We start from the raw sequence: 14,603 nt of genomic DNA, 5'->3' as shown, positions 1-14,603 counted from the left end.
CCGTTGTGTTTGCGAACCTGATTGCTCATGGTTTCTTATTGTTGATGTCTGTTTCCAAGGTACTGACGCCTCTCAAACGCAGCGCATAACCATCCTTGTGACGCAAATCTGCCCCAGCCAATGCCGTGACAGTTCGGTCATAACGAGATGTCACTTGGGACAAGGTTTTGAAGAAAAGATTCAACCTTGCCACCAACTCCTTCTCCGTACCCCGACCCAGCTCAATGAAAGCCCCGTACTGGGTCAAAACCCGCCAGCCGCCCCTGGGCGTCAGTTCCAGCTGGTCAATTTCCATATCCACTGCTGCGAACTGCGGACGCAAGACATTGAACATGCGTGCGACTGTCATCGATTGAGCGTCCGGTCCCTTCAGTCGAGGCAATTTGTCGACATCCAGGTCCTCAATATTGGCCTCGAACACTTGCCCTTGTTCATTGAGCAAAGTGCTGGTCCCCTCTTCACCCCACAATGCCAAGGCATGGTGCTCTTGCAAAACGGTGCGCAATCGATTTGGGAAATCCCGGTGTACCACCGCCACACGCACCCAAGGGACGGACTGAAAAATGTCCCGTGTTTCATCCAAGTTGATGGTGAAGAAATTCCCTTTCAGTTGCGGCATGACATGGTTCTGCAAGGTCACCGCGTTGTTGCGCGAAACCTCTCCATGAACCGCAATGGCTTGTATCGCAAACATCGGATGCCTGAGCAACCACCACAACCCACTGCCCAACAAAAGGCTCAGCACCACGACCAGCAACAACGCTGAAGCCATGTTCATGAGCCGGATGTCGATGGGCATGGGGGCCGTTTTTTTCATGCCACCCTCTCCTGAGCATCCATGGCCGCATTGGCCAACAATTGACAGCACAACGCCTGATAGTCCAGTCCCACAGCTTGCGCCGACATGGGCACCAAAGAATGGCTGGTCATGCCCGGTGAGGTGTTGATTTCCAGCAAATAAGGTTGGCGTGTGCTGGCATCGATCATGACGTCGATGCGGCCCCAGCCTCTGCAACCCAAGACCTGGTAAGCCTTGATCACCAACGCTTCAATCTGGGCTTCTTCCTCAGCAGGCAATCCACTGGGCACAAGATATTGGGTGTCGTCCGTGAAATATTTGTTCTGATAATCGTAATCACCATCAGGTGCCACGATGCGAATCACAGGCAGAGCACGGGCGTTGCGACCTTCGCCCAACACAGGACAAGTGACCTCATCTCCCACGATGCACTGTTCGCAAAGGATGTCTTTGTCGCATGCGGCCGCGGCCAACAAGGCCGCCCGCACTTGGTCAACATGACTGACTTTGCTCACCCCGATGGATGAACCTTCACGCGCCGGTTTGACAATCATGGGCAAACCCAGCTTGGCCACCAAATCTGCCCCCGATGTGAGGTGAACATCGGCTTTGTTCACCAAGACGTAACGCGGCGTGGGCAAGCCCTCGGCCAGCCAGACACGTTTGGTCATGACTTTGTCCATGGCCATGCTGGAGGACATCACGCCTGAGCCGGTATAGGGAATGCCCATCAATTCCAGCGCCCCTTGCACCGTGCCATCTTCACCGTGGCGTCCATGCAGGGCAATAAAACAGCGGTCAAAACCCTCGCGCTTGAGCTCACTCAAATCGCGTTCGGCAGGATCAAACGGCAGAGCATTGACACCAGCGCTCTGCAAAGCGTTCAACACGCCTTGACCCGACATCAATGAAATTTCGCGTTCGGCCGAATTCCCGCCCATCAACACGGCCACTTTGCCCATGTTCAGCGCAGACACATCACCCACTTGCAAGACATGGTCCGTCATGACTTCTCCTTTTTGGACGCGCTGCAAGACGCCCACTCGACCACTTGAGCCGGGACTGCACCAATAGAGCCAGCCCCCATGCAAATGAGCACATCGCCGGGGCGCGCATTGTCCATGACCGCCTGGGGCATGTCGGTGACTTGGTCCACAAAGACGGGTTCGACCTTTCCTGCCACACGCAGTGCCCTGGCCAATGAGCGACCATCGGCCGCCACGATGGGTGCTTCTCCAGCGGCGTACACCTCACAAAGCAAGACGCTGTCGCAACCGTGGCCAATCACTTTGACAAAATCTTCAAAGCAGTCGCGGGTGCGGCTGTATCGGTGGGGCTGGAAGGCCAACACCAACCTGCGACCAGGAAAGGCCCCGCGTGCGGCCGCCAGGGTGGCTGCCATCTCGACAGGGTGATGACCATAATCGTCAATCACGGTGAAGTGACCTTGGCCATCGGCCGTGGGCACCTCGCCGTAACGCTGAAAGCGCCGACCCACCCCTTTGAATTGCGTCAATGCACGCTGCACCGCAGCATCATCCACACCCAATTCCACAGCCACCGAAATAGCGGCCAAGGCATTGAGCACGTTGTGCTCACCGGGCAAATTCAGCACGATGGGCAGATCCGGCAAAGTGATGCCGTTTTGCCGCTTGACTGTGAAATGCATCTGGCCGTTTTCGGCCCTCACGTCCACAGCCCGCACTTGCGCACCGGCTTGCAAACCGTATGTGGTCACCGGCCGAGCAATTTGGTCAACAATGGATCGCACGCCTGGATCGTCACTGCAAACAATCGCTGTCCCATAAAAAGGCATGCGGTGCAAGAACTCAACAAAGGCCCCCTTCAAGCGGGCCAGATCGTGGCCGTACGTCTCCATATGGTCAGCGTCAATGTTGGTCACCACCGCCATGACCGGCAGCAGGTTCAAAAATGAGGCATCCGACTCATCGGCTTCCACCACAATGTAGTCACCCGTGCCCAATTTAGCGTTGGTGCCTGCACTGTTGAGGCGCCCGCCAATGACATAAGTGGGGTCCAAGCCTGCCTCGGCCAAGACACTGGCCACCAAGCTGGTGGTGGTGGTTTTGCCGTGTGTACCTGCGATGGCCACCCCTTGCTTCATGCGCATCAATTCGGCCAACATGACTGCACGGGGCACGATGGGCACATGCCGTGCCTTGGCGGCCAATACTTCCGGGTTGTCAGACTTGACAGCCGTCGAGGTGACCACGGCGTCGGCATCGCTCACGTTTTCGGGCGCATGTCCGACATGGGTTTGAATACCCAAACCAGCCAAGCGCCGCAAGGACGCACTGTCGGCCAGATCTGAGCCAGAAATTTGGTAGCCAAGATTGAACAGCACTTCGGCGATGCCGCTCATGCCCGAGCCGCCCAAGCCAATGAAATGAATTTTACGGATGGCGTGTTTCATGCTGCCAACTCCTCACAAGCCATCACAACCTCTCTTGTTGCATTTGTTTTTCTATGGACCCAGGCACTTTCAGCCACATCCTGCAATTGGTCCCGATCCAGAGCTTTCAACCGTTCTGCCAAACTTTCAGCGGTCAATTCAGATTGCGGGATCAACCAACCACCGCCCGATGCCACCAAAAATTGGGCATTGGTGGTTTGATGGTCATCCACCGCAAATGGAAAAGGCACAAACATGGCCGCCACACCTACAGCCGACAATTCGGTCACGGTGCTGGCACCCGCACGGCAGATCACCAAATCGGCCTGAGCAAAGGCTGTGGCCGTGTCGTCAATGAAGGGGGTTAATTCAGCCTGCACACCCGCCGCCTGGTAATTGGCTCGCAAGGCTTCAATTTGTTTGGCACCGCTTTGGTGGACCACTTGTGGACGGCTTTCTGGTGGCAACAAGGCCAAAGCCTTGGGCACCATGTCATTCAAGGCTTTGGCCCCCAAACTGCCCCCCACGACCAGCAAGCGCAAGGGACCTGTGCGGGCGGCGTAGCGTTCAGCGGGCGATGCCTGCTCGGTAAAGGCTCGACGCAGGGGATTTCCCACCCACTGCCCCGTTTTGAAAACACCCGGAAAAGCCGTGAACACCCGATCAGCCAGTTGCGCCAAGACCTTGTTGGCCATGCCCGCCACCGAATTTTGCTCATGCAAAATCAACGGTTTGCCCCACAAGCTGGCCATCATCCCGCCAGGAAATGTGATGTAGCCCCCCAAACCCAACACCACATCGGGTTGGACACGTCGAATCACCTGCACGCTTTGCCAAAATGCCCGCAGCAAACGCCAAGGCAAGACCATCAGTGTCTGCAAACCTTTGCCGCGTACGCCCGCAAAATCCACCGATTCGAAAGCAAAACCTCGAGCAGGCACCAAATCGTGCTCCATGCTGTTGGGGGCGCCCAACCAATGCACACGCCAGCCCGCGTCTCGCAGTGCCTGGGCCACGGCCAATCCCGGGAAGATGTGCCCCCCTGTGCCCCCGGCCATGACCAAGGCTGTTTTCGTCTTGGTGTTCATGGTCGCCCTCCACGCATCATTTTTTTGTTTTCAATGTCAATGCGCAAAACGATGGCAATCGCAATCAGATTCATCATGATGGCGGACCCGCCATAGCTCATCAGTGGCAAAGTCAGCCCCTTGGTGGGCAAAGCGCCCAGGTTCACACCCATGTTGATGAAGGCCTGAAATCCAATCCAGATACCGACCCCTTGCGCCACCAAACCTGAAAACACTTTTTCCAGCGCAATCGCCTGACGCCCAATCACCATGATTCGCCGACTGAGCCACAAGAACAAAAAGATGACCAAGGACACACCGATCAATCCAAACTCTTCACCAATCACGGCCAATAAAAAGTCCGTGTGCGCCTCGGGCAGCCAATGCAATTTCTCGACACTCCCGCCCAAACCAACACCCCAAATTTCGCCTCGGCCGATGGCAATCAAGGAGTGCGACAACTGGTAACCTTTGCTCAAAGCATGTTCGGCACTGAAGGGGTCCAGGTAGGCAAAAATTCGCTCTCGACGCCATGGAGACACCGCAATCATGATCACAAAGGCAGAGACCAAAACGGTAAAGATCAGAAAGAACATGCGGGCATTGACGCCACCCAGAAACAAGATGCCCATGGCAATGATGGCGATCACCATGAAAGCCCCCATGTCAGGCTCAGCCAGCAAAAACACCCCAGCCAAAGCCACTGCAGTGCCCATGGGCCATACGGCACGAATAAAGTCTTCCTTCACATCCATTTTGCGGACCATGTAGTCAGCGGCATAAATGATGGTGGCCAACTTCGCCAGCTCCGAGGGCTGAAAATTGATCACGCCAAAGGAAATCCAACGCCTGGCACCATTGACCCCTTTGCCAATAAACGGAATCAACACCAAGGCCAGCAAGAGCAAAGACAGCACAAACAAGGGCTTGGCGACTTTCTCCCAGTTTTGCATGGGCACTTGGAAGGCCAACAAGGCCATGACACAACCGGCCACCATCGAGATGGCATGCCGCACCAAAAAGTGGGTGTGTGTATAACGAGAAAATTTGGGGTTATCCGGCATGGCAATCGATGCCGAATACACCATGACCATGCCCCACATCAGCAAGGCCACCACAACCCCGACCAAGACTTTGTCCACGCCCTGCAAACTGGCTGCTGTGCTGGAGGGTGGGCGGGCAAATTCGTAGCCACCCAAATTGACCGGCAAGGCCTGGGCATGGACCGCTCCACCCACAGCACCGCCAAAAACCGCCCCCCAACGTGCCAACGTGGTTTGCATGCGCTGGGCCAAGTTCAAGGTTTCGCTCACAGGCCGCCCTCCATGGACACGCCAGCATCTTGAGCCAAAGCCGCCACAGCTTGGCAAAACACTTCCGCCCGGTGTCCATAGTTGTCGAACATGTCAAAACTGGCGCAGGCGGGCGACATCAGCACAGCATCACCCGAATGTGCCAGGCCAGCCGCTTGCCTCACTGCATCGTGCATGTCCTGCGCATCGCTCAATGGAACACCTGTGCCCAGCAAGGCCTCACGAATGACGGGCGCATCCCGACCAATCAGAATCACACCCCGGACATACCTTGCGACGGGCGCGGCCAGAGGTGAAAAATCCTGACCCTTGCCCTCCCCGCCCATGATCACCACCACGCTTCGCTCGGCACCCAGGCCTTGCAAAGCGGCAACCGTGGCTCCCACATTGGTGCCCTTGCTATCATCAAAGTACTCAACGTCGTGGACGATGGCCACCGGCTCTACTCGGTGCGGCTCACCCCGATACTCACGCAGTCCATACAGCATGGGTCCCAAAGCACATCCAGCACTGGCCGCCAAGGCCAACGCCGCCAAGGCGTTGACGGCGTTGTGCCGCCCCCGAATGCGCAAGGCATCGGCCGGCATCAAGCGCTGAAAGTGCAACTCTTCTGCTTCGTCTTTGCGGCGGCGACGCGTTTCATCGGCCTCCAGCGCACGAACCAACCAGGTCATGCCATGGGTCACTTCAATGCCGAAGTCCCCCGGCCTTTGAGGCATGTCTGCACCAAAGGTCAAGCAGGCACGCTCCATGGGTTTTTGCAGTTTGACCTTGATGGGCGCTGGACGCATGTCCATGACTTGCAAATCATCGCGATTGAGCACCATCAAAGCCTGCTTACCAAAAATTCTGGCTTTGGCTTGGCCATAGGCGGCCATGCTGCCATGCCAGTCCAAATGGTCTTGCGAGAGGTTCAAAACGGTGGCAGCAGTGGGTTCAAAGCCCTCGCTGCTGTCGAGTTGAAAGCTCGACAACTCCAGCACCCAGACTTGCGGCAATGCTTGGGCCATGGGGTGCACCAGCACAGGTGCCATGACCGCGGCTTGGGGGACCGTCAACTCTTCGTCCTCGATCTGGGTGGCGTCTTCCACTTCGCTGGCCTGGGCTTGGGCTGAATTTTCTTCGTTGTCAGTGGCTTGCGCGTCCAAGGGCATGGCACTGTCCAACACCGCAGGGGCCTCGTTGTGCTCTGTGCTGGGTTCGACTGCAGCTTGCAGTGGAATCGCTATCTGTTCTGTTTGCGAAAGCGATGCATCGTCTGCGTTGCTGACCTCGGCATCACGGCTGACCACTTCAGGCTCTGTTTGTTCCAAAACCTCATCCTGCGCCAGCTGGGCCTTGGCTTGGGCCATGGCCTGAGTCAAGGTGTCGAGCAATGTGGGGCCAATGTTGCCTGCCACTTTCACCGTTTTGCCTGCACGCGCAACCAACTGCCCGGTCAACGAAGTCACTGTGGTTTTGCCGTTGGTGCCGGTGATGGCCAACACCTGGGGTGCGTAGCCAAATCGGGTTTTCAAGTCTTGCAAGCCTGCTGCAAACAGGCTCAGCTCACCGCCTTGCCACAAGCCCATGGCTTTGGCCGCATCCAGCACCGGGGCCACCACCTCCGGGCTCAGGCCGGGGCTTCGAAAGACAGCTCGCACCGAAGTGCCTTCGACCAATCCCGCGGCAAAAGGCCCAGGAACAAAACGCACATCAGGCCATTCGGCTTGCAAAGCCAGCAACTGGGGTGGCGTGTCACGGGTATCGGCCACGGTGACACTGGCCCCGGCATGCGCGCACCAACGGGCCATTGTCAGGCCCGAAGCACCCAAACCAAGAATCAGAACGTGTTGACCCTGAAGCTGCATGGCTTACCTCAGCTTCAGGGTTGACAAACCCACCAGGCACAGCAGCATGGTGATGATCCAGAACCGCACCACCACCTGCGTTTCTTTCCAGCCGCTTTTTTCGAAATGGTGGTGCAATGGGGCCATTTTCAGAATGCGTCGACCTTGGCCGTATTTCTTTTTGGTGTATTTGAACCAAGCCACTTGGGCCATGACCGACAAAGCTTCGACCACAAAAATACCGCCCATGATGGCCAGCACGATTTCCTGTCGCACGATGACCGCGATGGTGCCCAACGCAGCCCCCAAAGCCAAAGCCCCCACATCACCCATGAAAACCTGCGCTGGATGCGTGTTGAACCACAAGAACGCCAAACCGGCACCCGCCATGGCTGCGCAAAATATCATCAACTCGCCCGAACCTGGGATGTGTGGCAAAAACAGGTATTTGGAATAAACCGAGCTGCCCGTCACATAAGCAAACACACCCAAAGCGGAACCAACCATCACCACAGGCATGATCGCCAAACCATCCAAGCCATCGGTGAGGTTGACCGCGTTGCTGGCGCCCACAATGACCAAATAGGTCATGACCACAAAGCCCAAGACGCCCAAGGGGTAGTTGATTTCTTTGAAAAACGGCACTTGCAGGCCTGCCTTGGGCGGCAAGTTGACATCAAAGCCTGACAAGACCCATTTGCCAAACAAGTCGAGCACGCGCATGTTGGACACTTCTGAAATACTGAACACCAAATACAGCGCCGCCAGCAAGCCCACCACCGATTGCCAGAAGTACTTTTCACGCGAGCGCATGCCCTCAGGATCTTTGTTGACGACCTTGCGCCAGTCATCCACCCAACCAATGGCACCAAAACCCAGGGTGACGATCAACACAATCCAGACAAATCGGTTGGACAGGTCAAACCACAACAAGGTGGAAACTGCAATGGACAACAGAATCAGCACCCCCCCCATGGTGGGCGTGCCACTTTTGGACAGGTGAGACTCCATGCCATAGCCTCGGATAGGCTGGCCAATTTTGAGAGATGTCAGGCGACGGATCACCCACGGCCCTGCGGCCAAACCAATCAACAAGGCCGTCATCGCGGCCATCACGGCACGGAAGGTGATGTATTGAAAAACGCGCAAAAAGCCCCACTCGGGTGACAAACTTTGCAACCATTGGGCCAAACTAAGCAGCATGGGCCTCCCCTTTTTGATCGTGATGTGCTGTGCGCTGGTCATCGCCCCGTGACAGAAGGGCTTGAACCACGCGCTCCATCTTCATGAAGCGCGAGCCTTTGACCAGCACACTTTGAAATTGATGCATGTTGTGCAACACAAGGGCCAACAACTGGTCCATGCTGGCGCAATGATGGGCCGCACCAAATGCGCGAGCGGCATGCTCGGACAAGTCGCCCAAGGTGTAAAAAACTTCGATGCCGCGCTCGGCTGCATAGCGGCCGACTTCGGCATGAAACTCGGCCCCCTGATCACCCACTTCGCCCATGTCACCCAATACCAACAAACGGGGTGCGGGCAACTCGGCCAGCACATCAATGGCTGCACGCACAGAGTCAGGGTTGGCGTTGTAGGTGTCATCTACCAAGGTGATGCTGCCCAATGGGCTTGGCACAACCCATGCCCGTGAACGGCCTTTCACGGGTTCAAATGCTTGCAAACCTTGCACCACAGTGGCCAACGGCACGCCCGCTGCCAGTGCGCAGGCGCTTGCAGCCAATGCATTTTTGACGTTATGACGGCCTGCAATGTGCAGCAAAACAGGGGCCGTCCCCTGAGGCGTGACCAACGCGAATTGCCAAGCATCGGATTGCCAAACCACGTCATCCGCACAGACGTCCACGCGTGAATGGGCAACTTGAGCGGTTGGGATGCCACCCGTTGGCATGGCAAAGGTGCGTTGGGCACGCGCACCCGACAGCGCTTGCCACACGGGCGTGAAGGTTTCGTCTGCAGGGTAAATGGCCACACCACTGGAAGGCAAGGCATGCAACACCGCACCATTTTCGTGGGCCACAGCTTCGACGGTGCCCATGAACTCTTGGTGTTCACGTTGTGCGTTGTTGACCAAAGCCACGTTGGCTTGGGCCAAGCGAGCCAAATAGGCAATCTCGCCCGGATGGTTCATGCCCAATTCGACCACAGCAATGGTGTGGTGGGCGCGCAGATTGAGCAAGGTCAGTGGCACGCCAATGTCATTGTTCAGGTTGCCCTGGGTGGACAAGGCCTGTTCACCTGCGTGCTCGCGCAAGATGGACGCAATCATTTGAGTGACGGTGGTTTTGCCATTGCTGCCCGTCACCGCAATCAGGGGCAGATTGAACTGCGAGCGCCAGCCTTGAGCCAGTTCACCCAAGGCGATGCGGGCGTCAGGGACAATCAAAGCGGGCAAGCCATGATGGATGGCCAAATCTTGACCCGAGGGTTCACACACCACGCCCACGGCTCCTTGCGCTTTGGCTTGGCCGATGAACTGATGGCCATCAAAGCGCTCACCTCTCAGGGCCACAAACAAATCACCCGATTGCAAACTGCGGCTGTCGGTGTGCACGCGATCGGCCAGCACGGACGTCAAACCCACACCCTGTGCATGGCTGAGCCAGAGCAAGGCTTGGTTGAGATTCAACTTCATGGGGGTGTGATGCGCCATCATTGCACCACCCCATCAAGGCATGCGAAGCGCAGTTTCAATGCCGACACAACTTGCGACTCGTCTGAATAGGGATGGAAAACACCCATGATTTCTTGCGTGGTCTCGTGGCCTTTGCCGGCCACCAACACCACATCTTTGACATCGACCAAAGCAAGCACCTCACTCACAGCCCTCGCACGGTCAAGTTGAACGCGCACGAGCTCTGGCCGAATCAGACCGGCGATCATGTCATTGACAATGGCCTCTGGTGATTCAGATCGAGGGTTGTCGCTGGTGAGCATCAGTTGATCGGCAGCGGCCTGTGCAGCAGCAGCCATTTGTGGCCGTTTGCTCGCATCACGGTCGCCACCACAACCCAAAACACACCACAGCTGTCCCCCTCTGGCCGAGGCCACAGAGCGCAAAGCAAGCAAAGCATGTGACACCGCATCAGGGGTGTGGGCGTAGTCAATCACCACCATGGGAAGCTGTTGCTGATCACCGATGGCGGGATCCAAGGACTGATCCAAGGTCACCGCTTGCATGCGTCCTGGCACCGAAGTCAGGTGGCGACAGGCTTGTACGGCTTGCGCCAAGCCAATGCCCAATGCCCTCATGGCACCCAAAACGCCCAACAAGTTGTCGATGTTGTAGTCGCCCAGCAAACCGGTGTACAAGGTCTGGACTTCATGACCCTCATGCACTTCAAAGGCGATACCTTGTGGGTGAGGCAATGCCACCGCTTGCAAACGTGCGGGGCCACGGCGTGAACAGGTCCAGACAGACAAATCCGTGTTTTCCAGTTGACGCGCCAATGCAGCACCTTGTGCATCATCCATGTTGATGACAGCCGAATGCAGGCCCGGCCAGGCAAACAAGGCGGCTTTGGCCGCCCAATAATGGGACATGTCCCCGTGGTAGTCGAGATGGTCTTGGGTGAAATTGGTGAAAACCGCCACACCCATGCGGGTGCCGTCGAGTCGATGCTCGGCCAAACCAATCGAGGACGCCTCGATGGCGCAATGGCGTACACCGTCATCGACAAACGCACGGAACTGGCGCTGCAACAGCACCGGGTCAGGGGTGGTCATGCCCGTGCTGTGCAAATACGGCAATTGACCCACACCCAAAGTTCCCACCAAACCGCAGGTTTGCTGCAACACCGGTGATGACAGCGCCTGTGCCAACCACCAAGCCGTCGAAGTCTTGCCATTGGTACCCGTAACGGCCAGCACACTCAGCGCTTGACTGGGGTGTTGGTAATAGGCATCGGCCACCCAACCCGTCTGGGCTTTCAGACCTGGCATGACAGCCAAGGCCGAATGCCATTCAGGCGACACAGCCTCAAGCCAAGGCTCATGGTCCTGGGCCTCCATCAAACACGCGCTCGCGCCTTGTTGCAAGGCTTGCATCAAATACCTGCGCCCATCGGTGGCAGCTCCTGGCCAGGCAATGAATGCATCGCCAGGCCCAACCATGCGGCTATCGGTGCGCAAAACACCGCTCACTCGGCTGCTCAACCATTGAGCGGCCTCGGTTGCGGTGTGCAAGGTGTGGATCAAAATGACTCCTCCACCGACTTGGCCACAATTTGTGGTTTCACGGCAATATCGGGTTGCACCCCCATCAAGCGCAAGGTTTGTTGAACTGTCTGACTGAACACCGGAGCGGCCACATCACCGCCGTAATAACGACCATTGCTGGGCTCATCGATCATCACGGCCACAATGATCCGGGGAGCCTCAATGGGCGCCATGCCGACAAAAAACCCCCGGTACTTTTTGCCTGCGTACCCTTTGCCCTCTTGCTTGTGAGCGGTGCCGGTTTTGCCCCCCACGGAATAACCCATGGTTTGAGCTTTTTGTGCCGTTCCGCCCGGGCCTGCAGCCATTTGCAACATCTTGCGCATGGCCTTGGCGTTTTGAACGCTGAGCACCCGCTCACCGTGAACCTGTCCATCGGTCTTGAGCAAGGTAGCAGGCACCACTTCACCATCTCGCGCGAACACGGTGTAGGCACGGGCCACTTGAAACAAGCTGCCGGATATGCCGTACCCATAGCTCATGGTCGCCTGCTCAATCGGACGCCATGATTTGTAGGGCCGCAAACGCCCACTCACCACACCAGGAAAGGGCAGCTGGGGTTTTTGACCAAAACCCACTTGTGCAAACATTTCCCACATTTCTCGCGGCTGCAACTGCATGGCCATTTTGACAGTGCCCACGTTGCTGGATTTCTGAATGACCTCGTTGACGGAAAGCAATCCGTGCGGGTGGGCATCCGAAATGGTGGACCCGGTGATGTTGATCCGACCGGGTGCAGTCTGGATCATGGTTTCAGGTCTGACCAAACCTTTTTCAAGGGCCAAAGCCACTGCAAACGGCTTCATGGTCGAGCCCGGCTCAAAGGTGTCGGTTAAAGCCCGGTTACGCAACTGCTCCCCCCCCAGATTGCCCCGCTTGTCTGGCGAGTAACTGGGGTAATTGGCCAAAGCCAGGATTTCGCCCGTTTGGGCATCCAGCACCACCACACTGCCCGCTTTGGCTTTGTGCTCCAGCACCGCTTCACGCAATTTTTGATAAGCGTAAAACTGGACTTTGCTGTCAATGCTCAGTTGCAGGTCTTGGCCATCTTCGGGGGGCACCGTTTCGCCCACGGCTTCCACCACGCGGCCCAATCTGTCCTTGATCACGCGACGCGAACCCGACTTGCCAGACAGCTGCTTTTGGAACACCAGCTCCACGCCCTCTTGGCCTTGGTCTTCCACATTGGTAAATCCCACAATGTGTGCTGCCGCCTCACCCTCAGGGTAGAGCCGCTTGTATTCCTTGATGTCGTAAACACCTTTGATGCCGAGCGCCAAAATTTCTTTGACCACAGGCTCATCGAGCTGGCGACGCAACCACACAAACGTCTTTTCGTCGTCATGCAACTTCTTGTCCAACTCGGCAGGCGTCATCTCCAGCAGTTTGGCCAATCGGCGCAACTTGACCGGGTCTGCCCGATCTATGTCTTCGGGATTGGCCCAAATGCTGGGGGCGGGCACGCTGGATGCCAGCAGCACACCATTGCGATCGAGTATGCGCCCCCGATTGGCAGCCAAACTGAGTGTTCGCGCAAAACGCACCTCACCTTGGCGTATAAAAAAATCATTTTCAATGACCTGCACATGAGCAGCCCGCCCCACCAGACCTGTGAAGCCCAAAGCCATGGCCGCCACAATCAGTTTGCTGCGCCAAACGGGTGTTTTGCTGGCCAGCAAAGGACTGGACGACAGCTGCACGCTGCGACCACGGCTCATGGGCGACCCCCCTGCGCAGTGGGAGCTGGGCCCTGCCCCCCCATCATGACGTACTGGGTGATGGCGGGTGAGGCCGTGCGCATTTGCAACTGCTGCCGTGCAATTTGCTCCACACGCAAGGGCGTAGCTTGAGCTCGTTGTTCGACCTGCAAACGGTCATGTTCGACTGCAAAGCGCTTGGCTTCCTTGCGTGCCATCTCCAAGGCCATGAACAGACGTCGGGACTCGTAATGGCTGTGCACCAAATACAACGCACTGGCCACCGTGGCGATCAACAAGAAAAGGCTCAGGCGAGTCATGCAGGCACCTCGGTCCGCTCGGCCATGCGCATGATGGCACTGCGGGAGCGGGGATTGGCTTTCACCTCATCGTCGCTGGGGCGAATCCGCCCGCAGGTCTTCAAACGCATCTTCACGGGCTCAGCAAACGGCACACGCCGATCCACCACTTCCTTGGAGTGCTTGGCCATGAACTGTTTGACGATCCGATCTTCCAGCGAATGGAAACTGATGACCACCAAACGCCCACCGGGTGCGAGCACATGAATGCTGGCCGCTAGCGCTTGTTCGAGCTCTTCAAGCTCTGCGTTGATGAAAATCCGAAAAGCCTGAAATGTCCGCGTTGCAGGGTTCTGGCCCGGCTCGCGGGTTTTGACCGTGTCAGCCACGAGCTGGGCCAAATCGGCGGTGGTTGAAATTGGGCCCCGCTCTTGTCGGCGAGCCACAAGCGCCTTTGCAATCTGAAAAGCAAACCGTTCTTCGCCATAGTCACGTATCACCTCCGTGATTTGATCCACCGTGGCTGTTGCCAGCCATTCGGCCACACTTTCCCCGCGCGTGGTGTCCATGCGCATGTCCAGGGGGCCATCGAAACGAAAAGAAAAACCCCTCTCGGGGCTGTCGATCTGGGGGGAGCTGATGCCCAAGTCCATCAGCACGCCATCGACACTGCCAGGCGGCAAGTCCCCCAAATGAGAAAAACCTTCATGGCGGATGGAAAACCGCTCATCATTGATTCGCTCAGCCTCTGCAATGGCCTCCAAGTCTTTATCGAAGGCTTGAAGCCGCCCTTGACTGGCGAGTTTGGACAAGATCAAACGGGAATGGCCGCCTCGCCCAAAAGTGGCATCGACGTAAGAGCCCTGCACGCCTGCGGAGGCCTCCAGCAATTCGCTGACAGCCTCGTTCAAAAGGACGGTGGTGTGGGTAAGTAAGGTGTTGGTCATGGT

At 57.0% G+C, this 14,603-nt stretch carries 12 protein-coding genes; all 12 read right to left on the bottom strand.

Features of this window, described 5'->3' with window-relative positions; translation table 11 throughout:
• Positions 1-25 precede the first annotated feature (25 nt).
• The 12 genes from B9Z48_RS00945 to rsmH are packed head-to-tail and all read right to left on the bottom strand — an operon-like array spanning position 26 to position 14,600.
• Positions 26-817: a cell division protein FtsQ/DivIB gene (locus B9Z48_RS00945; protein ID WP_089953239.1), complete on the bottom strand. Its 792-nt coding sequence runs from the start codon at positions 815-817 to the stop codon at positions 26-28.
• The gene (locus B9Z48_RS00940) at positions 814-1,806 is read right to left on the bottom strand and encodes a D-alanine--D-alanine ligase (RefSeq protein ID WP_089953241.1); all 993 of its coding nucleotides are present in this window, start codon (positions 1,804-1,806) and stop codon (positions 814-816) included. The genes B9Z48_RS00945 and B9Z48_RS00940 overlap by 4 nt, the downstream gene beginning before the upstream one ends.
• On the bottom strand, positions 1,803-3,233 hold the full coding sequence (murC, locus tag B9Z48_RS00935) for a UDP-N-acetylmuramate--L-alanine ligase (protein WP_108376866.1): 1,431 nt from the start codon (positions 3,231-3,233) through the stop codon (positions 1,803-1,805). The genes B9Z48_RS00940 and murC overlap by 4 nt, the downstream gene beginning before the upstream one ends.
• Positions 3,230-4,300, bottom strand: a complete 1,071-nt coding sequence (gene murG, locus B9Z48_RS00930; RefSeq protein WP_089953245.1) for an undecaprenyldiphospho-muramoylpentapeptide beta-N-acetylglucosaminyltransferase — start codon at positions 4,298-4,300, stop codon at positions 3,230-3,232. The genes murC and murG overlap by 4 nt, the downstream gene beginning before the upstream one ends.
• Positions 4,297-5,592: a putative lipid II flippase FtsW gene (ftsW, locus tag B9Z48_RS00925; protein WP_228769084.1), complete on the bottom strand. Its 1,296-nt coding sequence runs from the start codon at positions 5,590-5,592 to the stop codon at positions 4,297-4,299. The genes murG and ftsW overlap by 4 nt, the downstream gene beginning before the upstream one ends.
• Positions 5,589-7,442 carry a UDP-N-acetylmuramoyl-L-alanine--D-glutamate ligase gene (murD, locus tag B9Z48_RS00920; protein WP_108376865.1) on the bottom strand — a complete coding sequence of 618 codons (1,854 nt, stop codon included), beginning with the start codon at positions 7,440-7,442 and terminating at the stop codon, positions 5,589-5,591. The genes ftsW and murD overlap by 4 nt, the downstream gene beginning before the upstream one ends.
• 3 nt (positions 7,443-7,445) lie before the next feature.
• A complete protein-coding gene (mraY, locus tag B9Z48_RS00915; protein ID WP_089953694.1) occupies positions 7,446-8,624 on the bottom strand; it encodes a phospho-N-acetylmuramoyl-pentapeptide-transferase in 1,179 nt (392 codons plus the stop codon).
• Positions 8,614-10,074, bottom strand: a complete 1,461-nt coding sequence (gene murF / locus B9Z48_RS00910; RefSeq protein WP_233260974.1) for a UDP-N-acetylmuramoyl-tripeptide--D-alanyl-D-alanine ligase — start codon at positions 10,072-10,074, stop codon at positions 8,614-8,616. The genes mraY and murF overlap by 11 nt, the downstream gene beginning before the upstream one ends.
• A 17-nt stretch (positions 10,075-10,091) precedes the next feature.
• Positions 10,092-11,633, bottom strand: coding sequence for a UDP-N-acetylmuramoyl-L-alanyl-D-glutamate--2,6-diaminopimelate ligase (locus B9Z48_RS00905; RefSeq protein ID WP_108377156.1), 1,542 nt, complete (start codon positions 11,631-11,633; stop codon positions 10,092-10,094).
• Positions 11,633-13,375: a penicillin-binding protein 2 gene (locus B9Z48_RS00900; RefSeq protein WP_108376864.1), complete on the bottom strand. Its 1,743-nt coding sequence runs from the start codon at positions 13,373-13,375 to the stop codon at positions 11,633-11,635. The genes B9Z48_RS00905 and B9Z48_RS00900 overlap by 1 nt, the downstream gene beginning before the upstream one ends.
• Entirely contained in the window at positions 13,372-13,674 is a 303-nt protein-coding gene (gene ftsL / locus B9Z48_RS00895) for a cell division protein FtsL (protein WP_089953252.1), read from the bottom strand. The genes B9Z48_RS00900 and ftsL overlap by 4 nt, the downstream gene beginning before the upstream one ends.
• Positions 13,671-14,600, bottom strand: coding sequence for a 16S rRNA (cytosine(1402)-N(4))-methyltransferase RsmH (gene rsmH / locus B9Z48_RS00890; RefSeq protein WP_089953254.1), 930 nt, complete (start codon positions 14,598-14,600; stop codon positions 13,671-13,673). The genes ftsL and rsmH overlap by 4 nt, the downstream gene beginning before the upstream one ends.
• Between the last annotated feature and the right edge of the window lie 3 nt (positions 14,601-14,603).

The organism is Limnohabitans sp. WS1, from assembly GCF_003063265.1.
Lineage (GTDB): Bacteria > Pseudomonadota > Gammaproteobacteria > Burkholderiales > Burkholderiaceae_C > Limnohabitans_A.
The sequence above is the reverse complement of the archived record's forward strand: the minus strand, read 5'-3'. Positions and strand labels throughout refer to the sequence as shown.

Coding starts and splice junctions, on each gene's coding strand:
- B9Z48_RS00945 (WP_089953239.1), bottom strand. CDS start 817: ATGAAAAAAACGGCCCCCATGCCCATCGACATCCGGCTCATGAACATG.
- B9Z48_RS00940 (WP_089953241.1), bottom strand. CDS start 1,806: ATGACGGACCATGTCTTGCAAGTGGGTGATGTGTCTGCGCTGAACATG.
- murC (WP_108376866.1), bottom strand. CDS start 3,233: ATGAAACACGCCATCCGTAAAATTCATTTCATTGGCTTGGGCGGCTCG.
- murG (WP_089953245.1), bottom strand. CDS start 4,300: ATGAACACCAAGACGAAAACAGCCTTGGTCATGGCCGGGGGCACAGGG.
- murD (WP_108376865.1), bottom strand. CDS start 7,442: ATGCAGCTTCAGGGTCAACACGTTCTGATTCTTGGTTTGGGTGCTTCG.
- mraY (WP_089953694.1), bottom strand. CDS start 8,624: ATGCTGCTTAGTTTGGCCCAATGGTTGCAAAGTTTGTCACCCGAGTGG.
- murF (WP_233260974.1), bottom strand. CDS start 10,074: ATGAAGTTGAATCTCAACCAAGCCTTGCTCTGGCTCAGCCATGCACAG.
- B9Z48_RS00900 (WP_108376864.1), bottom strand. CDS start 13,375: ATGAGCCGTGGTCGCAGCGTGCAGCTGTCGTCCAGTCCTTTGCTGGCC.
- ftsL (WP_089953252.1), bottom strand. CDS start 13,674: ATGACTCGCCTGAGCCTTTTCTTGTTGATCGCCACGGTGGCCAGTGCG.
- rsmH (WP_089953254.1), bottom strand. CDS start 14,600: ATGACCAACACCTTACTTACCCACACCACCGTCCTTTTGAACGAGGCT.